27 protein-coding genes and 1 tRNA gene are annotated in these 26,171 nt (G+C 44.3%); 18 read left to right on the top strand and 10 right to left on the bottom strand.

The genetic code is table 11. The features are described 5' to 3' along the window. Both dsrP and UWK_RS01200 read left to right on the top strand, forming a co-directional pair. A complete protein-coding gene (dsrP, locus tag UWK_RS01205) occupies window positions 1-1,170 on the top strand; it encodes a sulfate reduction electron transfer complex DsrMKJOP subunit DsrP (protein ID WP_015402522.1) in 1,170 nt (389 codons plus the stop codon). Window positions 1,171-1,295: 125 nt separating this feature from the next. Next, window positions 1,296-1,985 (top strand): flavodoxin family protein, encoded by a 690-nt coding sequence (locus UWK_RS01200; protein WP_015402521.1) that lies wholly within the window; start codon window positions 1,296-1,298, stop codon window positions 1,983-1,985. A gap of 45 nt (window positions 1,986-2,030) precedes the next feature. On the opposite strand, the gene UWK_RS01195 is transcribed toward UWK_RS01200, so the two are convergent. After that, entirely contained in the window at window positions 2,031-2,819 is a 789-nt protein-coding gene (locus UWK_RS01195) for a prepilin peptidase (protein WP_015402520.1), read from the bottom strand. A 67-nt stretch (window positions 2,820-2,886) separates the two neighbouring features. Here UWK_RS01195 and UWK_RS01190 point away from each other — a divergent pair, with 67 nt between their 5' ends. The 7 genes from UWK_RS01190 to UWK_RS01160 all read left to right on the top strand — a co-directional run bounded on the left by UWK_RS01190 (window position 2,887) and on the right by UWK_RS01160 (window position 8,831). Continuing rightward, on the top strand, window positions 2,887-3,675 hold the full coding sequence (locus UWK_RS01190; RefSeq protein ID WP_015402519.1) for a dihydroorotate dehydrogenase electron transfer subunit: 789 nt from the start codon (window positions 2,887-2,889) through the stop codon (window positions 3,673-3,675). After that, window positions 3,660-4,592, top strand: coding sequence for a dihydroorotate dehydrogenase (locus UWK_RS01185; RefSeq protein ID WP_015402518.1), 933 nt, complete (start codon window positions 3,660-3,662; stop codon window positions 4,590-4,592). The genes UWK_RS01190 and UWK_RS01185 overlap by 16 nt, the downstream gene beginning before the upstream one ends. 2 nt (window positions 4,593-4,594) lie before the next feature. Then, entirely contained in the window at window positions 4,595-4,849 is a 255-nt protein-coding gene (locus UWK_RS18875) for a YkvA family protein (protein WP_015402517.1), read from the top strand. A gap of 6 nt (window positions 4,850-4,855) precedes the next feature. Further along, entirely contained in the window at window positions 4,856-5,545 is a 690-nt protein-coding gene (aroD, locus tag UWK_RS01175) for a type I 3-dehydroquinate dehydratase (RefSeq protein WP_015402516.1), read from the top strand. A gap of 3 nt (window positions 5,546-5,548) precedes the next feature. Beyond that, entirely contained in the window at window positions 5,549-6,370 is an 822-nt protein-coding gene (locus UWK_RS01170) for a shikimate dehydrogenase (RefSeq protein ID WP_015402515.1), read from the top strand. Window positions 6,371-6,512: 142 nt separating this feature from the next. Further along, a complete protein-coding gene (gene aroA, locus UWK_RS01165) occupies window positions 6,513-7,781 on the top strand; it encodes a 3-phosphoshikimate 1-carboxyvinyltransferase (RefSeq protein WP_015402514.1) in 1,269 nt (422 codons plus the stop codon). A gap of 102 nt (window positions 7,782-7,883) precedes the next feature. After that, window positions 7,884-8,831 (top strand): CsgG/HfaB family protein, encoded by a 948-nt coding sequence (locus UWK_RS01160; protein WP_015402513.1) that lies wholly within the window; start codon window positions 7,884-7,886, stop codon window positions 8,829-8,831. 122 nt (window positions 8,832-8,953) lie between these two features. On the opposite strand, the gene UWK_RS01155 is transcribed toward UWK_RS01160, so the two are convergent. Genes UWK_RS01155 through UWK_RS01125 form a run of 7 tightly spaced genes read right to left on the bottom strand, consistent with a single transcriptional unit; the run spans window position 8,954 to window position 16,147 of the window. Next, window positions 8,954-9,475 (bottom strand): NlpC/P60 family protein, encoded by a 522-nt coding sequence (locus UWK_RS01155; RefSeq protein ID WP_015402512.1) that lies wholly within the window; start codon window positions 9,473-9,475, stop codon window positions 8,954-8,956. Between the two features lie 5 nt (window positions 9,476-9,480). Continuing rightward, complete coding sequence (locus UWK_RS01150; RefSeq protein ID WP_015402511.1) at window positions 9,481-9,834, bottom strand: hypothetical protein; 354 nt, start codon at window positions 9,832-9,834, stop codon at window positions 9,481-9,483. A 53-nt stretch (window positions 9,835-9,887) separates the two neighbouring features. Beyond that, window positions 9,888-10,550, bottom strand: a complete 663-nt coding sequence (locus UWK_RS01145; RefSeq protein ID WP_015402510.1) for a class I SAM-dependent methyltransferase — start codon at window positions 10,548-10,550, stop codon at window positions 9,888-9,890. A 2-nt stretch (window positions 10,551-10,552) separates the two neighbouring features. Next, complete coding sequence (gene mltA, locus UWK_RS01140; RefSeq protein ID WP_015402509.1) at window positions 10,553-11,740, bottom strand: murein transglycosylase A; 1,188 nt, start codon at window positions 11,738-11,740, stop codon at window positions 10,553-10,555. Between the two features lie 7 nt (window positions 11,741-11,747). After that, a complete protein-coding gene (locus UWK_RS01135; protein ID WP_015402508.1) occupies window positions 11,748-12,770 on the bottom strand; it encodes a lytic murein transglycosylase in 1,023 nt (340 codons plus the stop codon). A gap of 27 nt (window positions 12,771-12,797) precedes the next feature. After that, the gene (locus UWK_RS01130) at window positions 12,798-13,757 is read right to left on the bottom strand and encodes a hypothetical protein (protein WP_015402507.1); all 960 of its coding nucleotides are present in this window, start codon (window positions 13,755-13,757) and stop codon (window positions 12,798-12,800) included. Window positions 13,758-13,762: 5 nt separating this feature from the next. Then, entirely contained in the window at window positions 13,763-16,147 is a 2,385-nt protein-coding gene (locus UWK_RS01125) for an LPS-assembly protein LptD (protein WP_083907155.1), read from the bottom strand. A gap of 814 nt (window positions 16,148-16,961) precedes the next feature. Between UWK_RS01125 and UWK_RS01115 the strand changes: the two genes are divergently transcribed. Both UWK_RS01115 and UWK_RS01110 read left to right on the top strand, forming a co-directional pair. After that, window positions 16,962-18,992 carry an Rne/Rng family ribonuclease gene (locus tag UWK_RS01115; protein ID WP_015402505.1) on the top strand — a complete coding sequence of 677 codons (2,031 nt, stop codon included), beginning with the start codon at window positions 16,962-16,964 and terminating at the stop codon, window positions 18,990-18,992. Window positions 18,993-19,048: 56 nt separating this feature from the next. Beyond that, window positions 19,049-19,125: transfer RNA gene (locus tag UWK_RS01110), tRNA-Arg, on the top strand. 24 nt (window positions 19,126-19,149) lie between these two features. Here the strand turns inward: UWK_RS01110 and UWK_RS01105 are convergent. Beyond that, window positions 19,150-19,686, bottom strand: a complete 537-nt coding sequence (locus UWK_RS01105; RefSeq protein WP_015402504.1) for a tyrosine-type recombinase/integrase — start codon at window positions 19,684-19,686, stop codon at window positions 19,150-19,152. A gap of 854 nt (window positions 19,687-20,540) precedes the next feature. On the opposite strand from UWK_RS01105, the gene UWK_RS01100 reads away from it, so the two are divergent. The 7 genes from UWK_RS01100 (at window position 20,541) to UWK_RS01070 (ending at window position 25,198) form a co-directional block, all read left to right on the top strand. Continuing rightward, a complete protein-coding gene (locus tag UWK_RS01100) occupies window positions 20,541-21,164 on the top strand; it encodes a hypothetical protein (protein ID WP_015402503.1) in 624 nt (207 codons plus the stop codon). Window positions 21,165-21,665: 501 nt separating this feature from the next. Then, entirely contained in the window at window positions 21,666-21,845 is a 180-nt protein-coding gene (locus UWK_RS01095; RefSeq protein WP_015402502.1) for a hypothetical protein, read from the top strand. A 296-nt stretch (window positions 21,846-22,141) separates the two neighbouring features. Then, window positions 22,142-22,744, top strand: a complete 603-nt coding sequence (locus UWK_RS01090; protein WP_015402501.1) for a hypothetical protein — start codon at window positions 22,142-22,144, stop codon at window positions 22,742-22,744. Next, the gene (locus tag UWK_RS01085; RefSeq protein ID WP_015402500.1) at window positions 22,741-23,583 is read left to right on the top strand and encodes a ComEC/Rec2 family competence protein; all 843 of its coding nucleotides are present in this window, start codon (window positions 22,741-22,743) and stop codon (window positions 23,581-23,583) included. The genes UWK_RS01090 and UWK_RS01085 overlap by 4 nt, the downstream gene beginning before the upstream one ends. A gap of 460 nt (window positions 23,584-24,043) precedes the next feature. After that, the gene (locus tag UWK_RS01080; protein WP_041916518.1) at window positions 24,044-24,403 is read left to right on the top strand and encodes a hypothetical protein; all 360 of its coding nucleotides are present in this window, start codon (window positions 24,044-24,046) and stop codon (window positions 24,401-24,403) included. A gap of 29 nt (window positions 24,404-24,432) precedes the next feature. Beyond that, window positions 24,433-24,660: a hypothetical protein gene (locus UWK_RS01075; protein WP_167320696.1), complete on the top strand. Its 228-nt coding sequence runs from the start codon at window positions 24,433-24,435 to the stop codon at window positions 24,658-24,660. Continuing rightward, window positions 24,653-25,198 carry an outer membrane beta-barrel protein gene (locus tag UWK_RS01070; protein WP_015402497.1) on the top strand — a complete coding sequence of 182 codons (546 nt, stop codon included), beginning with the start codon at window positions 24,653-24,655 and terminating at the stop codon, window positions 25,196-25,198. Before UWK_RS01075 ends, UWK_RS01070 begins: the two co-directional genes overlap by 8 nt. 138 nt (window positions 25,199-25,336) lie before the next feature. On the opposite strand, the gene UWK_RS01065 is transcribed toward UWK_RS01070, so the two are convergent. Further along, window positions 25,337-26,122: a hypothetical protein gene (locus UWK_RS01065; RefSeq protein WP_015402496.1), complete on the bottom strand. Its 786-nt coding sequence runs from the start codon at window positions 26,120-26,122 to the stop codon at window positions 25,337-25,339. Window positions 26,123-26,171: the final 49 nt, after the last annotated feature.

Raw genomic sequence — 26,171 nt, 5'->3', positions numbered from 1 at the left:
ATGATTGAAAAAACACTCAAAGGCAAACCGGCCTACTGGATCTGGCTTGCATTTTTAGGAATGTTCATGGCTATTGGTGCTGCCTGTTATGTCAGACAGTACAATTTTGGTCTGGGCATGACCGGGATGAGCCGTGATGTCTCATGGGGGCTCTATATTTCCCAGTTTACCTTCCTGGTTGGAGTTGCGGCTGGAGGTGTTATGCTGGTGCTTCCTTATTATATTCATAATTATAAAGAATTTGGACGAATTACGATTTTGGGTGAGTTCCTGGCGATTGGCGCCATCGTCATGTGTCTCCTGTTTATCATGGCGGATCTCGGCCAGCCAATGCGTGCCTTGAACGTTGTTCTCCATCCAACCCCTAATTCCATGCTTTTCTACGATGCAATCGTGTTAAACGGGTATCTGTTCCTGAATGTTCTCTGCGGCTGGGTTATTCTTACTGCTGAGAAGAAGCAGGTAAAACCTCCCAAGTGGATTTATTTCTTTGTCTACCTGTCCATCCCCTTTGCTATCTCCATCCATACGGTTACGGCTATGCTCTACTGCGGTCTGCCAGGACGTCATTTCTGGCTCTCCGCTATCATTGCACCCCGTTTTCTTGCATCAGCTTTTGCTGCAGGACCGGCTCTTATCGTTGTTGCCTGTCTTGTTCTGAAGCGTGTTGCAGGATTTGATGCAGGACGCAAGGCGATGAACAAGCTTATAACCATTATTATTTATGCAGCACTGCTGAATATGTTCTTTGTCGGTCTTGAATTCTTTGTTGGTTATTATTCCAATATTCCCGGTCACAAGCACTCGCTTGAGTATCTTTTCTTTGGTCTTGAGCATCATGGTCATGTCTACAATAATCTGGTTCCGTTCATGTGGGCCTTTGTAATACTGGCCTTTGGATCCATTGCAGTGCTTGCTACCCCGGCGGCTAAAAAGAATGATTTTGTTCTTGGGATGGGCTGTGCAGCCTTGTTCCTCGCCTTCTGGCTCGATAAGGGCATCGGTTTCGTCCTTGCCGGTTTTGTACCCAATGGTCTTCATGAGATCACCGAGTATATTCCCACAGCCAATGAGCTTGGAATCACCATTGGTGTATGGGCGACGGGTTTTATGGTAGTTACCCTTCTCTATAAAATCGCAATTGGTGTTGAACATGAAGTAGAAGGGTAGTAAACAGCTACTTTTATTTGACAGCTTTTCGAGCCCCCGAGTAATCGGGGGCTTTTTTTTTGCACTTTTGTACGGTATAGTGATTGCAGGCAATATGTTAGAAAATTGATACTAAAGGATAGCTTGTGTCACAAAAAAGAATACTCATAGTTTCCTACTCCTACAGCCATCAGACACGGAATCTGCTCAAAAAACTGATTAGAGGACTGGAAAAATGTGAAATTGAAGTTACATGGGAGAGACTGGTTCCAGTACAGGAATTACGTTTTCCCATTGGTACAATTCCTGCCACAGTTCTTATGATGTTTCAGACTTTTTTACGCAAGCGTTATCCAGTACAACCTGTTGATTCAAAAATTTTTATTGACTGGGATTTGATTATTATTGCAGGGCCAACCTGGTCCTATAATCCCTCAGGAATTATCCTCTCATTTTTAGATCTTTACGGTGAAAAGTTGTTTGCCAATCAGGAAGTGCTGCCAATGATCTCGTGCCGTGGCTATTGGCGCGTTCATTTTTGGGGACTGCGCTCGCTGTTAAGGAAATGCGGAGCAAAAACTGTTGTTAATCCCATAGTCTTTAAACATCCAACGTCTGAGCCGTGGAATACCATCGGAGTCTTTTTGAAACTTGCCGGAAAGATGCCTGAACGTGGTAAAGGCTGGTTTCGCAAATATTATCCAAAGTATGGACATAGTAGAAAACAGTTTGCGAGTGCACAGGAGCTAGGGAAAAAACTGGGAAATGATCTGAATTCAGGAATAAATCCATCTGATCTGCACTTTGAAACACCAGTGCCAACAGAAAAAATATAGTAATACTCTATAAATTGCTTTTATATTGGCTTTCTTTCTAAGATACTAATAAGCCATGTTTACATAGAGTTCATATAACAGAATAATTTCTTGCTGGAAGAATAAGTAAGTAAGGGCCGCAACGGAGAGGAATGGACCGAAAGGTATCCGTGTCTGGGCACCTTTTTTCTGTTTGATCATGGCTCCCAGGCCAACTACTGTACCAGTGAGTGAACTTGCAAAAATTACAAAAGGCAGAGACTGCCAGCCAAGAAAGGCACCAATCATGGCAAGCAGTTTGATATCTCCCCCACCCATACCATCTACTCTGCGCCATAGAAAATAGAGAAAGGCAATGATATAAAGAATTCCACCACCGGTAAGTATGCCGATGAGTGAATCCTGCCAGGATAGGACGGGGCTGACCAATGAAAAGAGAAAACCGAGGACGATTCCTGGCAGGGAGATAAGGTCAGGGATAATCTGGTGGTAAATATCGATCCAGATAATGACAAGTAGTGCTGCGCTAAATATAAAATAGCCGATAGTTGCGATACTGAGTCCGAACTGGTATACGGTGGCTGTTGAGAGCAGTGCCATGCTCATTTCAACTACAGGATATTGAAATGAAATTTTTTCACGGCAGTGGCTGCATCTGCCGCGAAGTGCCAGGAAACTCAATATTGGGATATTTTCATACCAGCGAAGATTCGTCATGCAACTGGTACAGTGTGAAGCTGGAAATACGATTGATTCCCCTTCATTTGGCAGACGAAGAATAACGACGTTCAGGAAGCTTCCGACAATTGCCCCGAAGGAGAAGGCTGTGATAAGAACGAAGAGCATAATATCCATAGAATGTGATCGGTAATTGAATTTTGCTGATTGGTCATTTAGATTACTATAAATACTAGCCCTAACCATGTCTCAATTCCAGGAAAAAACACAGATTATTCGCATTGAGCGTTTCGCTTCAGATATTGTCCGCTTGACACTGGACTCCCCTGATATTACCTCCCTTGCCCAACCTGGACAATTTGTCATGGTCCGAACCGGTAATAGCAACGATCCCTTGCTCCGTCGACCCTTCTCTATCTCACAGACCAGTAATGGAAAACATTTTCAGATTCTTTTTAAGGTGGTTGGAAGAGGGACTTCACTGCTCGCTCACTGTCGTGAGGGAGAATACCTTTCTATTCTAGGTCCTCTCGGTCAAGGTTTTAGAGTGGACTGCCAGCGTACCCATTGCCTGGTTGGTGGCGGTATGGGCATTGCGCCGCTCCTTTTTCTCGGAAAATATTTGTCACGTAAATGCACCAGTAATCCTCCCCTCGTTATTTTAGGCGCCAGAACCCGTGAGGAACTTGATCCACTTGTTAATGATTTCAACGAACTTGGTCTGTCTGTCCATTCCGCAACGGATGATGGGACATTAGGGCATCATGGCCTGGTTACCGATGTCTTGAAAGGTCTTGATTTAGGACCTAACTGCCAGGCTTACGTTTGTGGGCCTCATCCCATGATGGCTGCGGTTCATCTCTTGTGTAAGGATAGAGGGTATGCTTGTCAGGTGTCCATGGAGACTAGCATGGCGTGTGGAATGGGAGCGTGCCTTGGATGCATTGTGCCTGTGGAAAGGGGTGGTTACGCACATGCCTGCTGTGATGGCCCTGTTTTTGACGCGAAGGAGCTACTATGGCAAGTCAAGTAAACGGTGTTGACCTGAGGGTCTCCATCGGAACGCTCAGTCTTAGAAATCCTGTAATGACCGCATCGGGAACATTTGGCTATGCCAGAGAGTTCATGCCCTACGTTAATCTTCATCGTCTGGGGGCTGTGGTAGTAAAGGGAATTTCTCTTGAGCCGCGATCCGGTAACCCGCCACCGAGAATTGTTGAAACATCCGCTGGGATGTTGAATGCCATTGGACTTGAAAACGTTGGTGTTGAACGTTTTATCTCTGACAAAATGGCATCGTTGCAGGGTATTCCTGTTCCTGTCTTTGTTAACATTCTTGGCGATACGCTTGATGAGTACAAAGAGATAGCCGCTCGTCTTGCAGGGGTTCAGGGAGTTTCTGGTATTGAGGTGAATATTTCATGTCCGAATGTGAAAAAAGGTGGTGTAGCCTTTGGAACGGTTCCGGAGATGGCTGCTGCCGTTACCAGTGCAGTGAAAGCCGAATCAACTGTTCCCGTTGTTGTGAAGCTTTCTCCAAATGTTACTGATATTAGTGCTATTGCCCGTTCCGTTGAGGATGCCGGAGCTGATGCGGTTTCCCTTATTAACACCCTGATTGGTATGGCAATTGATTCTCGCAGCAGACGTCCCCGTCTCGCCAACGTAATAGGAGGCTTGTCTGGTCCTGCAATAAAACCCGTTGCTCTGCGAATGGTTTATCAGGTGGCACAGGCTGTCTCTATTCCGGTCATTGGCATCGGAGGTATTGAAACTGCCGAGGATGTTGTTGAGTTTATGCTCGCAGGGGCTACAGCGGTTCAAATCGGTACAGCTAATTTTGTCAATCCACGGGCCAGTGAGGATGCCGTCGAGGGGCTGGCTCATTACGTTGCTGAACAGAAACTCGGATCCGTAAGAGAGTTGATTGGAGGGCTTATTCTTCCCTGATCATGACTTCGTCACCGAAAAACAGCCCAGGTCAGTTACCGTTATGGGGCAGGATTCAGTCATGGGCGCGTCTTCTTTTTAGACGTGATACACCATGGAAGGTGAAGGCTATTCTGGCTTTTGCAATTCTCTATATTCTCTCTCCCTTTGATCTTGTTCCAGACTGGATTGTGGGCTTTGGCTTGCTTGATGATCTCACAGTAGTCTCTCTTCTTGTGGCCTGGGCTATAAAAATCGCTGAAAAGAAAACAAAATAGGGGCTTATGAAATCTCACTCCCGTATATGTGTCTCCATCGGTCGCTCCAGTATCGATGATGCTCTGGCCATCGCAGACTCCGTCGCTGCCCAGGCCGATGTTCTTGAAATTCGACTTGATTTTTTGCACACGCCAGCTGTGTCCCCCTTTGTCAATACCCTGCGGACACCTCTTCTTTTTACGAATAGACCGGATTGGGAAGGTGGGGAATTTGTAGGAAAAGAAGAGCAGCGAATAGGACCATTGCTTGAGGCCGTTACGGAAAATTGCGGATACGTTGATCTGGAACTTCTTGCCCCCGATGATTCTCACCAGAGGATGCGTATGGCTCTGCAGGAGAGTAGGACGAAGCTTATTCTTTCCTGGCATAATTTTAAAGATACTCCAACGCGTGAAGAATTGGTTGGACGCATGGCTCTGATGCAGGATAAGGGAGCTGATATCGGAAAAATTATTACAACGGCTCATTCGCATCGAGATGTATTACGGGTTCTGCAGCTCCAGGAAGTGGCAGAACAGCTCGGTTTCCCGTTGATTGCCTTTTGCATGGGACGCCCGGGAGTGGTGAGCCGTGTGGCTACCTGTGAGCTCGGCGGATATATGACCTACTGTTCGGTGAGTGATGATGAGGCCACGGCCCCTGGACAGTTGTCCGTCGGAAGTTTGCGTGAAATTCATTTCTTGATGAGAGTCTAGTGCATGGCTATTAGTGGTACAACAGTTTTGTATGGCATAATTGGAAATCCGGTGACTCATTCATTGAGTCCTGCCATGCACAATGCCGCCCTGGCAGCATTGGGTATTGATGCGGTGTATCTTCCCTTTCCGGCATCTGATATCGCCGCTGCGGTTACCGGTATACGTGGTCTCGGGATACAGGGACTCAGCGTTACCATTCCTCATAAAGAGAGCGTTATGGCTCTGCTTGATACTGTTGATCCAGTTGCCGTTAAAATTGGTGCAGTAAATACCATTGTGAATACGGAAAAAGTACTCACTGGACTGAATACGGATTGGCTGGGAGCAACCCGTGCTTTAGAAGAAGAAATTGATCTGAGTGGTGCACACGCTGTGATCCTTGGTGCCGGTGGTTCAGCGCGGGCCATTGGTTTTGGGTTATTGGAAAAGGGTGCGTCCATAACTCTTTGTAGTCGTACTGAGTCACGTGGTCGCAGATTAGCCGATGAATTGCACTGTCCCTGGATTTCCCTTGAGGAAAGCGATAGGTTGCGTGGGGACGTTTTAATCAATGCCACATCTGTTGGGATGGTTCCCCAGATAGAAAATACTCCTGTTTCTGAAGAGGTTACCTCCCAATTTCAGGTAGTAATGGATATTGTGTATGCTCCCATGAAGACCCGGTTGCTCAGGGAAGCGGAAGCGGGTGGTTGTAAAATAATCAATGGGCTTGAGATGCTTTTGTACCAGGGTGTCGCGCAATTCGAGATCTGGACGGGAAAGGATGCTCCTGTTTCAGTTATGCGTAAAGCACTTGTGGAAGTTCTTGCTCGGAAAAAATAATGGGCGATCCTCTTGTGGGTTGTATCACCAAATGTCCTCGCTTCGCGGTGGATTGTTGAGTGCTAAACACCCACAATGCTCAATCAGTTCCAGTTGTTAAGTGTTTTAAAAAAAAGAAAATTGAAATTACTAGTGATTGAATATGATAGAAATAAAACCAGTGTCTAAAGTTGATGCCACCGTTGTTGTGCCAGGATCAAAAAGTCTGACTCAACGTGCTTTGATTGCAGCTGCCCTTGCAGATGGAACAAGTAAACTTATCGGGCCCCTTGCAAGTGAAGATACAAGCTATACGTCGAAAGCTCTTGAACAGATGGGGATTTTAGTCGAGAGGGGTGAGAATTCCTGGGTTGTTCACGGCAGTGGTGGAAAACTTGTAACTCCTGAAGAAGATATCTTTCTAGGAAATAATGGAACCGCCACTCGTTTTCTCACTTCGGTTACAGCGCTTGGCCAGGGTGATTTCCGGATTGACGGTGAAGAACGCATGCAGGAACGACCGATCGGGCCGCTTATGGAGGCTTTGCAGGGCTGGGGCGTTGATATTGCATCTGTGAACGGGACAGGATGTCCCCCGCTGCACCTCAAGAGTAAGGGAATAACAGGTGGAGCAACAATTCTTCCTGAAGGCAAGTCAAGTCAGTATGTTTCATCCCTGCTGCTTGTTGCACCCTATGCTGCGCAACCAGCTACTCTGGAAGTGAATGGAGAGGTACTGTCTAAACCCTATGTTGCCATGACTCTGTCGGTGATGTCCGATTTTGGCGTGAGTGTTGAATGTAATGAAGCTTTCACCTCTTTCACTATTCCCCAGGGCTGCTATCGGGCTATGGAATATGAAATTGAGGGGGATGCGTCCAATGCATCATATTTCTGGGCTGCGGCAGCCATAACAGGAGGGCGGGTCACCGTGGCAAATGTGCCGGTGCCTTCTTTACAGGGAGATGCTGACCTGGCACCGCTTCTTGCCAGGATGGGGTGCGAGATAAGTCTGGACGGTGGCGGTATTACATTGAGAGGACGTGACCATCTGGACGGTATTACGGTGGACATGGGAAATATGCCGGATGTGGTACCAACACTAGCAGTGGTTGCAGCCTTTGCCCATGGCAAAACTGTCATTACCAATATTGCTCATCTGCGCATCAAGGAGTGTGACAGACTCTCCGCCACCCTGACTGAACTGACAAAAATGGGAGCCAGAGTTGAGGAGGGTGATGATTTTATGGTGATCCATGGCGACGGTGGTGCATGCCTGCACGGAGCTGAGATTGAAACCTATAACGATCATAGGATGGCCATGAGTTTTGCCGTAGCAGGACTTCGTGTTCCTGGTGTCAAGATACGAGGAGAGAATTGTGTCGCCAAATCCTTTCCAACCTTCTGGGAAAGCTTTGGTGAACTTGGCTGAACGCTTCTGCCATGTCTATAAAGTGTTTGATTTCCAAGCGTTTTTACGATATGTTTCCGGTATGTTGTATCAATCAAGAAGCTTTTTAAAAAGGAGAACTGGATGAAGAAATCAATATTGGCTGGATTGACTCTGATCGTTGTACTTATTTTACCTCTAAGCTGGGCAGCAGCGGAAAATACTATTCCGGCACCTCCTGCCGGTAATCTACGATACTCTATCACAGTTACAGAATTCAAGAACGAAGCTGGGTGGCATGGTCGCTGGAGTGTCGGAGATGGCATGAAGACTGTTATGACCAATCTTCTCCACGAATCTGGATGGTTTATAGTGCTTGGTGATGGCGAGATGAGACAGGCTGCCATGGCAGAGCAGGATTTTGCTGCATCAGGTCGTACAGCTCAGGGCAAGAAAACTGCCAAGATCGGCCGAATGACTCCCGCGCAACTTCTTGTGCGTGGCTCCATCACTCACGTTCAGGATGACACTGGAAGTGGTGGCGGTGGCTTAAGTTTTCAGGGCTTTAGTATTGGCGGTTCTGCAGGAAAAGCTGAAATGAATGTTACCATATATCTGGTTGATTCGGAAACAGGACAGGTGAAGGCATCCACCGACGTTGTTGGTGTTTCCGGCAAAAGGGGCTTTACCGTCGGGTATCACGGTGGAGCACTTGGCGGCTTGGGTGGCAACTTTGGCGGAGCTGAAAAAGATAATGTGGGCAAGGCACTCGAAGATGCCGTCGGTCAGGCTGTTATCTTCCTTATCAAGCAGCTTGAGGGGATCCCCTGGGAAGGCTCTGTTATTCTGGCGAAAGGTGACAAGATTGTTATCAATCGTGGTAGTCGTGAAGGTGTGGAAGTCGGCAGGCAGTTTAATGTTGGCTCAGTGGAAGAACTGGTTGACCCTGATACCGGTGAGGTTCTCGATTCTGAGATGACGGTCGCTGGTACCATCAAGGTTACAAGTACAAAAGAGAAAATATCCTACTGTGCCCCTGTTTCAGGAGGCAGTCTAACCAAGGGGATGTCTGTTTTTCCAGTAGATCGATAACTGGAAGGTTTTTGAAGCAGAAAAAGGTGCTGGGTGAGAAGTCACCCAACACCTTTTTTTTGTTCCGGTTTCTGCCGAAATTTCAGTATTGATCAGATTGAATTGAAAAAGGTAAATCCTCTTCAGCTGTCAATACGCCTTGCTGTCCAATAGTTTTCATTCCAGTACCGGTCGTTCAGGTTTGAGATGATCACTCCACTGCTTGTGGAGGCATGAAGGAATTTTGAATCTCCCAGGTATACGCCCACATGTTTGTAAAAGAGGCTTGTTTTGAAGAACACAAGGTCACCGATCTGTAAATTTCTCCGAGCCACCTGCCGTCCTGTCTGAACTTGTAAATCCGTTGTTCGGGGAAGAATACGTCCGAGTTTTGAACGGAAAGTGACATACGTAAAGCCGGAACAGTCAATACCGCGTTTGTTTAAGCCACCCATCCGGTATGGTGTTCGATACCATTCTTTATACTGCTCCAATAAAGTTGATTTGACAAAATCGCTGTCCTGCAAATTAACAGCAGTTGGCATTTTCACAACTTCAATCGATGTCCTTGAGGTATGTTGCACTGAAGAGCAACCCGTTACTATGGAAAGGACGGTGAGTAGAAAAAGAAAAGAGGTGGTAAAAGAACGTATAGCGTTTTTCATCTGACTCACTGGCTGATAATTACAGCATCCGATCGGTCAAGAACGCCTTTTCTGGATTTCATATACTCTTTCAATTCAAGCATGACATTTCTGGCCTCTTCCTGGCTCAGCGTATAGACTTTGTAGCTGCCACTGCCGTCATGGACGAGGAGTTGTTTCAGTTTCTTAGCGGGATCTTCTGGGTTAGTGCAATCTCCATTTCCCACTTTGAAAATTTCATCGGGGCCCACGGTAGCAAAGCCTGTGTTGCCGCTGCAATCCATGGTTTCAAAGACAATTTTATAGGAATCCTCTGTTTGTCCCTGGATAGGAAAAAATAAAAATGAAAGCAGGGCAGTAAGAAACAGTGTCTTTTTCATAAAAACCTCCTGTAAAAAGTTTTGGTGACCATTAACTGGCAGACAATATGTATTTATCTGTTATAACTTTTTGTGGAGCGAAGCACAATAAAGCCGGCCTCTTTATCCATACCCGGCTGTGGTAATTCCATTTGAGTCACATTCCCTGGTGTTTGGTAAAGGATTGAAACAGATTCCCCTGGAACAAATCCCTCATCTGTAAGAAGTGTTTTAATTTCTTCAATGGTGAAAAAACGGGCATGTTTATAAAAAGGATGCCCCTCTTCTTTTTTTTGCTGCAGGTTTTTTCCCCAGGCTCCCGTTGAGGGCACAAACCCCAGGAGCAGAAAGCCGTTCTCCTGGAGTACTCGATGGGATTCGCGAAAAACTTCCCCAGGATTCTGGACAAAACAGAGAGTGAAAAAAAGTGATACCCTGTTCATTGATTTGCTGGAAAAAGGAAGTGCTTCCCCGATTGCCTGGCAGACAGCAATGGCTCTTGATTTTGCGAAAAGGAGAGGCCCTCGGGCAGGATCAATTCCAAAGTTCGAACCAAAATGCGATGCAAAGCGACCGGGGCCCACACCGATCTCAAGAGATGGCTGTTTGGGAGAACCAGACAGTGCTGCAATAGCTGCAGTCTCAATATCAAAGAGCAGGCTGTTATCAAACCAGCTGTCATACTCCTCTGCCCGTGCATGAAACACGGCGGAGTTTACCTGCCACTGTTTCTTCACTTTTATTCGTCCGGGTTTTCGAAATTATTTTTAATCATAAAGTAGAGTGTTCCTTCTTCTTTCATACTGCCGGCTGCGGCTTTTGCGTAGTTGCCACTGCCCCAGTAGAGATCTGCACGCCCAGCGCCTTTGATCGCTGATCCGGTGTCTTGAGGAAAGACAAAACGGTGCATGGGGATCCACTCTGTAATTGTTCCAGCTTTGTCCAGCACTGGTTTACGACTGATGAGAAAAGCCAGGGTCGTCTGCGGGAGAACTTCAGGATCAACTGCAATGGAGCGTCCTGCAACGAGGGGTTCGCCAAGGCTTCCTACTGGGTCACCATCGGGAGCCCAGTTGAAGAAAATGAATTTGCTGTTGTGATTGAGAATATCTTCCTGCTCTTCTGGGTGCTGGCGGAGGTAGGCGCGAATGGAGGGGATGGAGGCCTCTTCAAGGCTCATCTTTCCCTGATCCACAAGTAATTTGCCAATTGAGAAATATTCAAGACCATTGGAGGCAGCGTAGTGGATGGAACGAACCGAACCATCCTGCAGTTGGATTTTTCCGGATCCTTGAACGTGGAGAATAAATGCATCGATCGGGTTATTCAGGTAGACCAGTTCGCTGCCCTTCGCTACTCCATTTTCTTCAATCTCTTTTCGGCTCCAGTAGGGAATGAGCTGCCCCTTTTCATTTCTTCGTTTATACAACGGGGTTCCACTGGCGGGATCTTTTACTTGAACGAGGGATTGAGGAGGGCTGTATAAGGGGTAGAGGTAGGGTGCCTCTCTCTTGAGGCTTCCCTTGAGGAAAGGTTCATAGTAGCCCGTGATCAGCATCTTACCCTGATGAGAATCTTTTCTTCCGCCCGCCTGATAAAGCGTAAAATTCTCACTGATTATTCGACCGAGTTCGTCTCTGGTCGGGTCCAGTTTCAGGATATCAATAAAGGATGTCATGGATTCTCTGATCCAGGAAACGGGATATCTGTCGGATCCGAAGGTAAATGAGGTGTCGTTGGGAAGTTTATTCAGGTAGTGTAGATGGCGCACTGCTGCAGTAAGCAGATGGTTAAGGTTTGAATCGTCAATAAGCGGGGGAGTGTCTGCAGGAGAGACTTTGTTGAGTGGTGCTTTAGCGCAGCTATTTAACAAGAGGAGTAAAACTGAAAGCAGAATAAAAAAAGAGGTGCTATGTTTTCTGATCATAGGTCTGTTATCTGATCGCCTCGGCAAGTTCACTGACTGCCATGGCATATCGATTTGAATGGTTCCATTCCGTAATTGCCTGAAAGTTGGGATATCCGGCAATATAGCGTTTTCCACCACCTTTCTTCGGATCTATTTCCAGGTCGACGATGGTAAGAGGCCTGTTGGCTTGAGGAATGGGAAGGGCTATGGCCTGCTCTTTCTGTACCGTGAGGTAATCAACAACTCCTTTCCTCCCCTTGCTGTTTGCCTTGATGACTTCAGGTCCCGTTAAAGTCTTTCCAATGTCAATGTAGAGAGGTGCATCAAGCGTCCAGTGGAAGAAGTGAAGATAGTTGGCAATGGATGCCAGGATATCATCAATGGAGTTAAAGACATCACGACGTTCGTCGCCGTCAAAGCTCACTGCGTATGTGCGAAAGCTTGAAGGGATAAACTGGGTCTGGCCAAAGGCTCCAGCGTAAGAACCTGTAATCATACGGGGATTGTAATGGTTTTCTTTGCAGAGGATAAGGAATTCAATCAACTCTTTTCGGAAAAAATCGGATCTACGGGGGTAGGCATCAAAGAGCGTGTTCAGGGTCTGAAAGACGTTGAAGCCACCGCTATAGGTACCGAAGCGGGATTCTATGCCCCATATGGCGATTACAACTTCCCGGTCAACGCCAATTTCCTGTTCAATGCGATCAAGTATATCTTTGTGTTTCTTAAGTTTCTTTTTTGCCTCTCTTATGACGGATTTGGTGATGAAGCGTGGCCGATACTGGTAATAGGGTTTTGCTTCCCATTGGGTATCCATAAGAACGAGCACTTTTCGCTTGATTTTCACCCCTTTAAAAATAGCCCCAATCTCATCTTTGGTGAATTGGTGTACCTGTTCAAGCTCCTCAAAGAGAAGTCTGTATTTCTCCTGGCTCAAGTCGATCTTCTGGCCGTTTTTGACCAGGTCAGCAGCGAGAACTTTATCTTCTGCTATCCCATTATGAGCCGGGAAGGTGAGACAAAGGAGTAAAATAAAAATTCCTGGCATGAGATTTTTCATCCTAATGAAGTAACCTCAGGCTGAATAGGTTGAGTGAAAGCTGGCGAGAAACTCATCAAGTAATTCTGGCGGAAGGCTATTTATGCCGGCCGCAGCACTGCGTCCTCCTCCTGTGGGGAAGGCGAGACAGAGTTTATCAGCACCCTTTCTGTTGTTTAAGGGAGCTCTTACGCTGATACGCAGGGTCTTATCCCTGTTTTGCACAATGAGTGCGTGTGCAACGTCTTTTTTCTCACGGGCCCGCAGATTGGAATACACTCCGGCAACTCTTCTTGCCCAGGGAGCGTCAGGAAATGTATAAATTCTATTGTTGTTTCCGGGAGACATTTCTTTCTGTTCCATGGCAAGTGCCATGTCTTCTGTGAAGCCCTGACGGAGGGTGGCTAGATCTTTGGATTCGGCCAGAAAGGAAAATGGATCCTCGTAAGGATGCAGGGCCTGATATAAGGTATCTGGAGGAAAGTGGAGGTCGCTGATTTCCGCTCCATATCCATTGTAATTCAGTAACTCTCCAAGTTCTCGGAGCATGGCCAGTTGCTCTGTGGTAAGGGATAGAGTGGCGGCTGCCTTTTCTGCAGATTCATGGAGGTTGTCTCCATAGGCAGCGGCTATGGCCCAGGTCCGGTATTTGCCTTTGAGAAGTTTGTCCACTATGAGGGATGTGCAGATCGTTGGGGATGGGTCTATGTGAACGGTCAGCTTGTTGTCGTCCGGAATACTTCCGGCAAAGTGGTGATCAATATAGGTAATAGTATTGCCTTGATCAAGAAGCGACAGCAGAGGGCTGCGATTGGAGTCAAGTGATATGTCAAAAACGGTGATGCGGCTGTTTTCCTGGGTATTGATTTTCTTGAGTAATGTGATGTCGCGTTTGACTCCGGTGATCAGGGTTGCCTCAGGGCTTGGAGTATGCAGACGGAACTGGTGCAGGGCCAGTATACCGTCTGCGTCGCCATTGAAGACATCAAAGTGCATACTGCTTATAGCCTTAAATTTATCGGACTGCCAATGTTCGCAAGGTTGAACATCAGCATGAGGCTGTGGTCACCGGGCGTGTATCTTGAGGTCAGTTCAACAGACCAGCACGCAGGTTGATACATCAGTGAGATGTTTTGCGAAATAATCTCGGATTCAGATATGGAATGTTCGATTGCATATGCGGCGAAGATGGTATCAAACAGCTGTGCTCTGGCGCTGAAGTTGATCTGCTGGGTGTCACCATCATTTCCGTATCTATAATCGAGGTTGAAGTAATCACCTCGGCTGTTTTCGTAGGCTGTTTCCACGCTGTGAGAGGTAAATCCGTCTCCATACACATCAATATTGGTTTTATAGATAACCCAGCCTTGGGTTAGTGGATTCCAGCGCAGCTTGACGTTGACGGGGGTGAAAGGAGTGTCGGAAGCCTCACTGCGGAAATCGTAGCTCTGGCTGATCTTCAAGTAGCCATATTCTCTGTCAGTGTCGTTTCCAAAGAGATCAAAGAAATTGTCGACACCATAGGTGATTGCATTTTGTTCCCCTATATAGTCCACGGAGTCAAAGCTTGGAAGGTCTTCCTGGTCTGTGTCTGAAAGGAAATCATACTGAATGAAAGGTCTGAGGTTATGAGTGAAACCACTGGTGTTATCTGCATTCAGACCGAAACTTCTTAAGAGAGTGGTTCCAACTTCAGTATGAAAATCCCCAAGCAGGCGGTTTGGGTTATCGCCTTTATCCCATTCCCCATCACCAAAGGTTTGAACGCTGTATAAGGTTTCCCGCACTCCTGCTTCAGCACGTGCTTCAAGGTATGGGCTGAGAGGGATTGGGGCACTCAGGCGAGGGTACAAATCAAGGCGGTGTCCCCCGACACCGTCTTCCCTGTAATAATTTACATAATCAGTATCCCAGTCAAGAGTCAGGCTTGTTTCTCCCATGGGGAGGCTACCTGTGAAGTCTATACTTGGCAGTTTCCACAGAGCGCCGGGGTTGGTTATGGTTTCTGTTAGCCCAGTCTCAGGATTGATAAAGGGGACAGGATCAGGTCTGACATCGTTGATCCCCAGAAATACGCCCTCCAGGGCCATTCCGTCCCAGGTTTTAAGGAGCTTTACGGAGTTCTGGCGTTGGTCACTGGTTTTATTCTGGAAGCCACGCCCAAATACCTCGCTGAACTTTTGGTTGGATTCGTCAAATCCAGTGACTCCACCATTGAACTCTGTCAGATAATCTCTGTCGGAAACTATATCAAGATCTATACGGGTAGTGATGTCGTTGTCGAAATCCTGGTCAATTTTTCCTCGAACCCAGTATCTGTCCTGATTGGTGTGGGTGTATCCTGTGTCGTTCCAGTAGTCAGTTTCGGAGGGGTCTGAAAGATCATCGTAGATATAGCTGGCCATTAACGACCCCTTATCCTGGGTACCAAGGACGTAACGAAACTCCATACCGGGCATAAAACCACGGTTGGCATAATATTCAGGGTAGAGGGTGAGGTCGGATGAGTCGGAAACATTAATAAAGATCGGCAGGTTGAAGCCAAATCCGTTTCGGTCGGAACTGGAAACTTCAGGAAAGAGTACACCAGTCTGCCGTTTATTTCCTACGGGCAGCATGAGCCAGGGCGTGTAGAGAACAGGTACATCTTTGATGCGAAAGGTGGCATGTTTCAAAAAGGCGTATTCCCCTTGAGTCACATTCGTTTCGCTGGCTGCAAAACTCCAGGGAGGTGTGTTCTCTTCGGGGACTTTACAGGTGACGACCCAGCCGTTTGTGATACGGTAGGTGTTGACTCCTGTCTTTTCAATGGTCTCACCCTCAAGGTGCAGATCCATAGAGTCCCGGAGAATGAGGGCTTCCTTAAATATACCTGTTTCTTTGTTCAGGTCCAGGACACCTTCGTTTGCAGTAAGCTGATCGGTGTCATTGGCGATGGAGACATTTCCTTTTGCCTTTATGGAGTTCTGTTCAACGTCATAGGCAATCCAGTCTGCCTTGATGGTCATTTCTGTTTTTATACGGGGTTCCGCGTCAATTAGAACGTCCTGTGCTGCAACATCTTCAACAGGTGTTGCCGGATTCTCTTCAAGCAATACAGACCAGTCTGAAGTGTTCACCAGCCCTGTTTCCCGTTTAGGAGGTAAAGTCCGTATTTTGGTAAGGATAACGTTGCCTTCTGCAATAACACTTTGGGGGGTATCAAAACGAAGGACTTTGTCGGCCTCAATCTGCCACTCATCGGTGTTAATGGTGTCAGCTTGAAGAAAACTGGGCTGGGAGACTAAAGCCAGCAAAGAGCCGAGACAGAGAGAGAATGCAGCAGGGGAATGTCGATTGAAGAGTTTTGTCACAGGTAACTCCCTGAAAGTTTCTTTTGTTTTCATGCTAAACTGTGCGAGGTGTTTGACATGGTTATTGACAAGAAAATGTTTGTACTGGCTTGTTGGTGTGATTGCTTTGGAGTAGGAGAGATGAACCCCCCATGGTCCTGATTGTTGAAGAGCAATCTAATCAACGTACGAAATGTACGAGGATGGGCGATTGGTGTCAAGTTTAAAATCACATATTTGCCTTGATAATAAAGGGAAATTGTTTTATTTTGCATGTAGCATTGTAGTGTGCTTTTGAAAAGATGAACAGTGTTTTTTTGCTTTCTCTGCTGAAAGCATTACCTGTACACAATCATACGTTCAACCGTGCCTTTTTCTCTGCTGTTCAGCCAGTCTTCCCTGTTGATGTGTTGTTTGATGGATTTCGAGAAAAGTGGGTTCCACCCCCTTGTTGATTCACCTGCTGTTGCAAGAGTGTGCTGATTGCAGTATAAAGTAGTGTGAATAAATGAATTGATTTGTTCTTTGCTGCAAGCTTTCAGTGCATCAATAGAGCGATGAGAACCGGGATATCCCCGGGAAAATATATGGAAGAGGGGTTAAGCGATAATACGTTGAATTTCTCGTCCAGGAAAAGTGTCAGAAACGTTGCAGGGGTGTTGAGGGTAAGTACTGTTCCCATCAAGACCGGGGGGCGGGGTAACACATCCCGAAAACCCGTGCCTGGCAAATTGACGACAAAATATAATGCTGGGAAGAAGATGGCTCCTGAGTGGTCTTTTTTCTGTTAAAAAATGCAACAGCCCTTACAAGAGGGGTGTCACAAATGTACCGAAATGAGCCTGGCTTTTTTCGGTAAAGGAAAATTATGGTAGACAAAAAAGCAGAGCCAAAGAAAAAGGCTGTGCAGGAAAAAACTGTGAAAAAGGCATCAACCGGTGCCTGGTGGAAGAGTACGAAAAAAAAGGAAACGGTTCCAGATGTACCTGATGTCACAGCAGGTGTTGTTGAAACGGCAGAGCCTGCGAAAAAAACCGCTCCTAAGGCACGAAAAAAAACAACAGCTGTAAAGAGTGCAGCCAAGCCTCGAGCCCCTCGAAAGAAGCCGGTTCCCAGAAAAAAGCCGACAGCTGAGGTTGCGGAGAAGGCAAAGGCAGAGGTGAAGCAACCTGATGTGTTGGTGGAAGCTGATCAGTTGCCTGCTGGATCACAGATGACAGACGGGTCAGATCCGGTAAAAGTTGATACTTCAGAAGAGGCGAAGCCAAAAACCAAACCGTCACGTCCTCGTGGTGGGCGGAGTAACCAGCAGGCAAAGGGACCGGGAAAAGGAAAGCAGCCGGAACCAGCGGTTGAAAAACCTGTTTCCATGGAAAAGCCACCGCTGTTAAAGCTTCTTGTTAATGCTGAAGAACCAGAGGAGTGTCGTCTTGCGCTTCTCGCTGATGGACGGCTGGAATCCATTCATGTTTCCACTCTTTCCTCCAAGCAGACAAAAAATAATATTTATAAAGCAAAAATAGTAGCCATCGAGAGTAATCTGCAGGCCGCCTTTGTTGACTACGGTACTGATAAAAACGGCTTCCTTCCCTTTAATGAGATCCATCCTGAATACTATAAACAGGAAATCAGTGAGGAGAACAAACGCTATATTGAACAGCATCAGTGGAAGAAGCTGAGAGTAACCGATGTCCTTGAGCGGGGGCAGGAGGTTCTGGTTCAGGTTGTAAAAGAAGAGGTGGGAAATAAAGGGGCCAATATGACCACCTATCTTTCCATTCCTGGGCGTGGAGTGGTACTTATGCCTGGCTCTGATTCTTCTGGAATATCGAGAAAGATCAGTGGTGAGGAGCGTCGTTCGCAGTTGCGTGAAATCATGGGTTCTCTGAATATTCCCGAAGGTGTGGGCTGGATTGTTCGTACAGCAAGTATGGATGTTACTAAAACTGCACTTACTAAGGATGTCCGTTCATTGTCAAGGCTCTGGAATGAGATCAAGCTGAAAGGGCAGGCAATGGAAGGTGTGGGACTGGTCTACCAGGATCATGACTGCGTTCTGCGTTTTCTTCGGGAGCATTTTGATCCCGAAATTAAAGAGATTCTGGTGGACGATCTGGCTGCTCTCGAAAAAGTTAAGGATTTCCTTGATATGCTTCCTGCCAAGCAGAAAGGTGCCAAGGCCAGATTGCATAAGGGGACACGTCCTATTTTTAACCAGTATAATGTGGAAGATCAAATTGAGTCTATTTATCAGCCTCAGGTGCAGCTTCCCTCTGGCGGTTCCATTGTTATTGATCCTACCGAGGCACTTGTTGCCATTGACGTGAACTCCGGTTCAACCGGTAAGGGCAAGAACTTTGAGGAATCGATTTTTAAGGCTAATATGGAGGCTGCCACGGAGCTTGCCCGTCAATTGCGTCTTCGTGATCTTGGCGGTCTGATTGTGGTGGACTTTATTGATATGCGCGTCAGCCGTAATATTCGTGAGGTTGAGCGTCAGGTTAAGAATGCCATGAAGCGGGATCGGGCCAAGGTTGATATCAGCCGGATTTCGAAGTTTGGCCTTATGCAGATTTCCAGGCAAAAACTTGGAGCTCCCATTGAGACCAGTAACTACCGGGTTTGTGAGCATTGTAAGGGACGGGGGATTGTCCGTTCTGTTGAGACTCTCGCGCTTTTCTATCTGCGACGCATCCAGACCGGAGGCAGCAGAAAGGAAGTGGTGAAGGTTGAATGTCATTTTCCATTGGATGTGGCGCAGTATCTCCTTAATAATAAACGTAACGAGATCAGTGATATGGAATCTCGGAATAAAATAGATATTATTATTGTCGCCGATCCAACCCTGAAACCTGCGGATCATGAAATTATCTGCCATAAGCAGGAAAAAGCGAATTAAGGTTGAAAACAGTCTTGAGGAAAAGATTGAACTAGGGTATATAAACCCTTCCATATGCACTAGTAGCTCAGCTGGATAGAGTACCTGACTACGAATCAGGGGGTCGCAGGTTCGAATCCTGCCTAGTGTACCAAATTGTACAAGGCATATCAGCTATTTAGCTGGTGTGCCTTTTCTTTTTTGGTGTCACAGGCGTATCACACTTTGTATACTCATACATTTCTTGTAATTCTTCCTTCGAAACCTGAAAATATCTTTCGAAAGCTTTATTCGTTGTATGCATTTTTGCACGCTTAATTTGCTCTGGTGTTGCATAGTTTCTTAAATCAACTGCTGAACTGTGTCGAGTACCACCATACAAATCTATTCCCTCAATTCCCAAATCCTTACAAGCCCGTTTCCACAAAGTATAAAATATATTCGTACCAAACTGGCTACCCGGGGTAGCTCCTTTTATTCCTTTTTCATGTCTGAAAAAATACATTTCAGGGGATGAGCGTGGAAAGGTTTTTAAAAATTCAATGTCGTCGTGAACAAGTGGTACATACTTAGGCCTTTTTTCTTTTGGGTGGGGGATGAATATAAACCCTTGTTTAAGGTCTATATGGCTCTCCTTGATGTTTCTAAGCTCATTGGGCCGTATTGATATGTAGGTTGAAAGCCACTTGATATCGAGCCATATTTTAGGGCTCACGTGATATGAGATTTTTTTACCTGGGCTATAATTGCCTGTTGGGTTTCTTTATCTACTGTTTTCCTGAATCCGAGCTCATAACTGATTGTCGAAATTCTGGAAAATCATTATTGCTAGTCTCTCTTCTTTGTTGGAGCCAGCGGTAGAAGTTATGAATTGAGGAAAGGTAATTGGCTTTGGTTTTTTTACCACAGGTTAATGAATCTATAAAATCTTCAAGCTGTGCAAACTGTATCGCTTTAACATTGGTATTTTTGAAATAGTCCTGGGCGACAGTTATATAATTTTTGAAAACAACAATTCACCTGGTTATCTACTAGGATTTTTTTCCTGTTAATTCAATGATATATTTTATGTGTTTCTTGATGTCGGCATTGTCTAAATTTATACCGACTGATTTAGTGGGGGGGCTGCATGGAGTGGTGATGCTGAGTAAACAAAAACACCAACTGTGTAGACTATAAATAGAAGAATCAATAATATTTTTTCTTTTTTTTATTCATCTGGTTACCATCAATTCTTTCTCTTTTTGTGCAATCTCAACCATTTTTATTATTGTATCTATGTCAAATAAATGCCTCAAGCATTACTTCAATTAGTTTCAAACTTTTCATTTTTACCCTGGCTTTTGTTTGCGTTTTTATTGATTTTTGTGTTACTTTTTTCGTTATATCATTGAATTCCGTCGAAACATCTTTTTGGTGTATTTCTACTCTTGTCACACCTTTTGGATGTTTTATGCATTTTTTGTCTATTTGGGAAAGAAGTAAGAGAGAGATCTAGATCGTTTAAACAAAAATCAGATAAAAGAAACTTTTATGTGAAATATTACAATATTAATTGTTTAAATTAAAATGAACGAACCTACAAAAGTCACAAAAGTTTTAATCAATAAAATTCATGGTAAAAGAAAACAAGATAGTAAATTCTGGCAAAGTGAATTTTCTGAAGCTGGGCAAGAACCAGTTGTACCAAAAAGACCGAATCGTTCAAATGTAACACAATCAGTAACATTTTTTATCCTATCATTCATTGGTATTGGGATGGTCGGTTATGGTGGCTATTTCATGTATGTGAAATATTCCAATGAATTTTCAGATCCAGTGGCAATCAATCCGCAAAGAGCTACAGAACTTCCAGCAATCACGACAAGACCGAATAGACCTGAGAAAAGGAGTCATCCTTCGGAAGATAATCCAGTAACCAAAAAAGAATTAGATAAGGCGATACAAAAAGCACTGGCACTGCAAAAAAATAAATATAAATCCAATATTCAAACTGTTAACACCTCACCAATTAAACCACCTTACCACCCACCAGAAAAATTTCGTTATTATCAGGTTGAACTTGTTAATGGCTCGATAATTAAGGCAAAAAGCGCAACAAAAATTGGTGAAATGTACACCATAACTAACATGGAAGGAACTGAGTTTTCATTGAACCGAGACGAGATTAAAACTGTCAAAAAAATTCTATAAAGCTGGAAGGGCAGGGGAAATAACAGGGGGCGGCCAGCGCTCCCCCGCATGCAAAAATTTTATTATCCTACTGTTTGCTTCTCCACTATAGTAAGGACAGATAGATTCATCTTCACCCCGTGGCCTAGAGCGTGTACTCCCATATAATTTAATATTTCATCTGTTTTTTTAACTTCTATAGTTTTGGCAAATTGGCCTGCGGGGCCGCCCCCAAAACAACCGACTTTCAGCGACTATATTTCATGGATAATTCTATCCGTGTGTATAAAAAATATTTTTATAGGCTGGTAGGGTATATACATCATCACTCTAGGCGAATTATAGCGGGGACATTCCACGAACCTGTAAATAAAAAAATTTTCTTCGATTTAAATCTTCCTTGTTTTGCTTTTTCAATAATCAATCATATCTGGCAGGGGCATTTTTTTATTGACAGAACCGCTCCATTTTCGCTGAACCGGTGAACGTTTTTTATTTTTATTAATTTAAAGGAGGTTCACCATGAAAGAATTAAATACGATTTTAAAAAATTGGAATGACTTGTACGATTTTTATTACAATGAATTTTTAAAAACTGAAGACGATGAAAAAGAATCTGAATTATTGGAAAAATGTTACCAGATAGGGGAATGGATAGACGATTTGAAATATAAAATTAATAATATTTGTGCAAATAAATAGAAGGAGGGGCGAAAGCCCTTTTTTCTTTGCCAGTGCGTGAGAATATTCTATCGGGGAAAAAGACTGAACTGCAAAAGAATTTAGAAGATTATGCCTCCGGCGGCTCAGTTTTAAAAACTGAGAGAAACATAATTTATAAGCGGTATCCCTTTACTTAGGGGAATTTTTAGTATATTTCATAAGTTAAGTACAAAACTGGTATCTTTGTAGTGATAATGTTGTATTTTAGGTATTATCAGGGCAATGAGACCTGTTAATCAATGGTTAGGCTACAAAAATAATCAGCGGGAATTTTTATGGATGATTTTTTAAAAACAGAATACGAGCAATGTTTTTCTCTTATAAAGTATTACGATGAAAGACACCAAGCACTTGTTAAGTATGCATCAGGGTTGAGTGGCGCAATTCCTTCATTGCTGCTAGCAATTTATCAGTTAAGTGGCAACGCGGAACAATTTTTTTGGGAATTCACATTCATTATTTCATTGGTGGCAACAATCGGGTTGCTTTCAATATTTACCGTTTTAATACAGACCCGATTATATTTTATTTACCCTGTTAGGCAGGTGAACTCCATTCGCCGATATAGTTTGGAACAACTTGAAGAAAACAAATTTCACAACCAGATGTACTTGAGCACATCATTTAACGCATTCAAATGGACAAGTTCACACACTTTGCTCAACTTTTTTGTATCAATGCAGGTTGGTATTTTTACAGGGCTTACTGCCTATGTTTATATGCTTTTGAAATATCCTCAGCAATGCACAATTACGATTGCCGTGATAATCACCGTTGTGTTTTCACTAATTTTATTCAGCGCTTCATCTTTATACTTGTACGTAAATAGCAAATATCACCCAGACAAATCTGTGCATAAGGAAAAACAACAAAGATGACATTAAAATTATTTATTCACGATGTTGGTCATGGTCATGCTGTCCATGCGTTTACTCCGAATGGACAATCCATAGTCATTGATCTCGGGTGTTCGGAAGAATTTTCGCCATTAAGTTGGTTGCGGGAACAAACAGATACAATAGATAGCCTTATTATCACACACCCGCACGGGGACCATATTGATGAGATTTTGCAATTAGAAGATTTCAAAGTTCGGCAAATATGGAGACCAAAGTGGTTGCCAGAAGACGATGTAAGAAAGGCCAATCAGAGTAGTTATACTGAAAAACTGGATTACTATTTTGACATTTCAAACAATAGATTCATACACCCTACTAAAAATGAAAAGTTGGTTGGTAATCCAGATGTAAGTTCTGGAGTTACAATAACAAAACACGCGTCAAGAGATTGTGGTACATCGAATATCAACAACCATAGTGGTGTCGTAGTCTTTGAATATTGTGGAGTGAAAGTAGTAATACCTGGTGATAATGAACTTCCATCTTGGAAGTCCTTACTTAGTAAGCAAAATTTTGTTGATGCTATCAATGGAGCCCATCTTTATCTATCCAGTCACCATGGACGTGAATCTGGTTACCACTCGGACCTTTTCAAAATAATAAAACCTAAATTATGTGTCGTTAGTGACGGTAGAGTTCAGAATACTGATGCTGCTGCAAGGTATTCGCAACATGCAGGAGGTTGGTCAGTATCAAGCAAATCTACTGGAAATTTAAAGGAGAGAAGCTGTTTAACCACAAGGACAGACGGGTATATAGAAATTGAAATTGGTAAAAACGATGATGGGAGTCCTTATATGTCCGTAACAACACCATAAAAGCCTAACAAGGCGCTACAAGTGACGAGCGGGCAGCGCGGTTTTTCGGAGTTCAGCCTTGCTGCAAAGTCACAGGTAAATCAAAGTTCAGTGTTGCAATTCCCACTCGCACCTGAGCTGTAACGTAATCTTCCCAAATCCATGAAAGATGCGTATCACACCCGTATCACACATAATTTATTTTATTAATTATTTACGCTACTTGTCGCCTTGTCGGTAGGTTCGAATCCTCCCTAGTGTACCAGTTAATGAAAAGGGGTTGAGCCTGTTTGGCTTGACCCCTTTTTTTTGTCTTTTGTTTCTGCCTCATGTTGTTACGGTTTGTCTTTAATTTCAAAATTTCATTTCATTACTATAGTAAATGTATGTTGGTCGATCTGTTGAGGATGTGGGCATGAATGGAAAAGTTAGAATCCGCTCTGTCTTCTTAACTACACCGTTACAAGGGGAGGGTTTGGTTGTGATTACTTATTTGTACTGGTTGGCAGTAATTGCTCTTATGGGTGCAGTACTTTATGGCGCCGGGGTAAAGGCACAGAATTGGAAAGTTGGTATCGTTATCGCTTTGCTCATTTTGCTGGTGGGATGGGCGACCTATTTTTTTCGTCTCCAGCAAGTTTTTGTCAAGCGCTATGGCGGTGTTATGACTATTCGTGTTCCGGAAGGGCAGCATCATATGCAGGCGACCTGGAAGGATGATAATTTGTGGATTGAGAATTACGATCCTAAAACCAATACCTGTGTTTTTAGTGAGTACTCCAAGGGGAATATGCTTCAGGGAAAAGTGACCATAACCAATTGTGACCCTCTTTCACGTTGATGATGGTGCTTGTAATTGCTTGTAGTTGCATGTTTGGTTCTGTTTTGCTGCTGAAGCGGGACGGCTCGAAAGGTATTTTAATAAATTTTATTACCAGGGGCCTTGACTTAATACAAGACAATCGTACTGTGTGGGCTGGTGAGTTTAAGATTTTCATTAAAGACAAAGATGGTTCTACAAAAGAGATTGAAGCAAAGAAGAGTTGGGGATTTCACTCAGAGCAGAATAATTTCAAATTAAGAGGAAAAGATGATTAAGAAATACTGTACAGCAATAGCAATTTGCCTTTCAATGCTGGTGACAAGTTATGCAGCAACTGCCAATGCCGCTCAGAAAAAAGGTGATAGTGATCTTCAGCTCTCTGGAGGGCTTTTTCATGCCCAGGGCGTTGAGTGGGGAACTGCGAATGTGGATGTTGGATATGGGTACTTTTTCACAGACAGCCTGGAAGTGGGAGTTATACAGAATATAGCATACGATTTTATTGATAATGCTGATGATAGATGGATGGCATCCACTATCCCCTTTGTGAACTATTATGTCCGTGGTGTATCAAAGGATGATGTTTTTCAGCCATTTTTAGGTGCTTTTATTGGTGCTAGCTACAATGACGAAGACACAACTGGTACTATTGGGCCCCAGGTCGGCTTCAAGTCTTTTATCAATGAGAGTACTTATGTTGTGGTGAAGTACCGTTATGAGTGGTTTTTTGATGAGTTAACCGTGGATGATATTGATAATACCAGTAGTGATGGTAATCATGTTGTCAGTGTAGGTTTAGGCTTCGTTTTTTAACAAAACGGCTCTACTCTAAGCGGTATTGCCTGATCAGACAGGGTGAGGTGAGCACGATTGGCTCTCTCACCCTTTTTTTGTGGTGTCTTTGTCTTTAGTGCAGAATATTTGTCAAATTGTCCCTGTTCACCTCTGTTATTATTCAATCTGGAAAAGTATATCATCACTGTTGGACATATTGCTTTTATGGGCACGAATACACCTCGGGGTGCCTAGATTTTTACTGGTTTTGACATAACGAGCCCCGGTGCCTTCAACTACCAGGCGGTATTTCTGCCAGTATTCAGGATCGCGCTTATCCGTTTCCGGACACTCGTAAATCCAATATTGTTCGTCAACTGTAGCATTTATCTCTTGAGCATTTGAAAGGCATTGCACACTAAGGGGTAATTTAAGATTATACGTTTGTTTTCTTACGTCATCCAGACCGTTGCCATCATTCATAGTGTCCCAGCTTTCAGAGCAGGTCACCTCTACAGAGATGGGAATATTTGTAATAAATGAGCCTTCTTTTTCCCCAAACTCCTCGTTGCATCTTCTCCCAAGGGCAGCGATTGTCTCCAGTTTAAAATTACTTGGACGTGAAAATTCTGTCCGATTGGCTCTGTTCCAAGGATCTAATGTATCCCTGGTAATGTTGATATAACTGTCAAGTGCTGAATGTATATGGGTCTTAATAACTTCAAAGTCTTCTTTGCAGTGAGAGCGGATAACTAAATCTGCACTAATATTTCCTTCTGCTGGAAATGGTTTAATGCCACTGCTATGACCATTTATTCTTCCATCTTTTAGACTTATTGAATTGTTGCTAGGCTCTGTAATTTTAGCATTCATACCTTCTGCGTGAACAGATACAACAGTGCTGCCCCAAAGAACAATCCCTAAACCCATAAGAAAAATATCAGCGTTTTGTACTATCTTCATCTTATCATCCTTGAATTTCAATTTTTAACAAAAGTAAATAATAGTGGGC

Origin of the sequence: Desulfocapsa sulfexigens DSM 10523 (assembly GCF_000341395.1) — a bacterium.
Classification (GTDB): Bacteria; Desulfobacterota; Desulfobulbia; order Desulfobulbales; family Desulfocapsaceae; genus Desulfocapsa; species Desulfocapsa sulfexigens.
The sequence above is the reverse complement of the archived record's forward strand: the minus strand, read 5'-3'. Positions and strand labels throughout refer to the sequence as shown.

Bases quoted from the DNA above. Each gene is read 5' to 3' on its own strand.
- dsrP (WP_015402522.1), top strand. From the start codon at position 1: ATGATTGAAAAAACACTCAAAGGCAAACCGGCCTACTGGATCTGGCTT.
- UWK_RS01195 (WP_015402520.1), bottom strand. From the start codon at position 2,819: ATGGATATTATGCTCTTCGTTCTTATCACAGCCTTCTCCTTCGGGGCA.
- UWK_RS01190 (WP_015402519.1), top strand. From the start codon at position 2,887: ATGTCTCAATTCCAGGAAAAAACACAGATTATTCGCATTGAGCGTTTC.
- UWK_RS01185 (WP_015402518.1), top strand. From the start codon at position 3,660: ATGGCAAGTCAAGTAAACGGTGTTGACCTGAGGGTCTCCATCGGAACG.
- UWK_RS18875 (WP_015402517.1), top strand. From the start codon at position 4,595: ATGACTTCGTCACCGAAAAACAGCCCAGGTCAGTTACCGTTATGGGGC.
- aroD (WP_015402516.1), top strand. From the start codon at position 4,856: ATGAAATCTCACTCCCGTATATGTGTCTCCATCGGTCGCTCCAGTATC.
- UWK_RS01170 (WP_015402515.1), top strand. From the start codon at position 5,549: ATGGCTATTAGTGGTACAACAGTTTTGTATGGCATAATTGGAAATCCG.
- aroA (WP_015402514.1), top strand. From the start codon at position 6,513: ATGATAGAAATAAAACCAGTGTCTAAAGTTGATGCCACCGTTGTTGTG.
- UWK_RS01160 (WP_015402513.1), top strand. From the start codon at position 7,884: ATGAAGAAATCAATATTGGCTGGATTGACTCTGATCGTTGTACTTATT.
- UWK_RS01155 (WP_015402512.1), bottom strand. From the start codon at position 9,475: ATGAAAAACGCTATACGTTCTTTTACCACCTCTTTTCTTTTTCTACTC.
- UWK_RS01150 (WP_015402511.1), bottom strand. From the start codon at position 9,834: ATGAAAAAGACACTGTTTCTTACTGCCCTGCTTTCATTTTTATTTTTT.
- mltA (WP_015402509.1), bottom strand. From the start codon at position 11,740: ATGATCAGAAAACATAGCACCTCTTTTTTTATTCTGCTTTCAGTTTTA.
- UWK_RS01135 (WP_015402508.1), bottom strand. From the start codon at position 12,770: ATGCCAGGAATTTTTATTTTACTCCTTTGTCTCACCTTCCCGGCTCAT.
- UWK_RS01130 (WP_015402507.1), bottom strand. From the start codon at position 13,757: ATGCACTTTGATGTCTTCAATGGCGACGCAGACGGTATACTGGCCCTG.
- UWK_RS01125 (WP_083907155.1), bottom strand. From the start codon at position 16,147: ATGAAAACAAAAGAAACTTTCAGGGAGTTACCTGTGACAAAACTCTTC.
- UWK_RS01115 (WP_015402505.1), top strand. From the start codon at position 16,962: ATGGTAGACAAAAAAGCAGAGCCAAAGAAAAAGGCTGTGCAGGAAAAA.
- UWK_RS01100 (WP_015402503.1), top strand. From the start codon at position 20,541: ATGAACGAACCTACAAAAGTCACAAAAGTTTTAATCAATAAAATTCAT.
- UWK_RS01095 (WP_015402502.1), top strand. From the start codon at position 21,666: ATGAAAGAATTAAATACGATTTTAAAAAATTGGAATGACTTGTACGAT.
- UWK_RS01090 (WP_015402501.1), top strand. From the start codon at position 22,142: ATGGATGATTTTTTAAAAACAGAATACGAGCAATGTTTTTCTCTTATA.
- UWK_RS01085 (WP_015402500.1), top strand. From the start codon at position 22,741: ATGACATTAAAATTATTTATTCACGATGTTGGTCATGGTCATGCTGTC.
- UWK_RS01075 (WP_167320696.1), top strand. From the start codon at position 24,433: ATGTTTGGTTCTGTTTTGCTGCTGAAGCGGGACGGCTCGAAAGGTATT.
- UWK_RS01070 (WP_015402497.1), top strand. From the start codon at position 24,653: ATGATTAAGAAATACTGTACAGCAATAGCAATTTGCCTTTCAATGCTG.
- UWK_RS01065 (WP_015402496.1), bottom strand. From the start codon at position 26,122: ATGAAGATAGTACAAAACGCTGATATTTTTCTTATGGGTTTAGGGATT.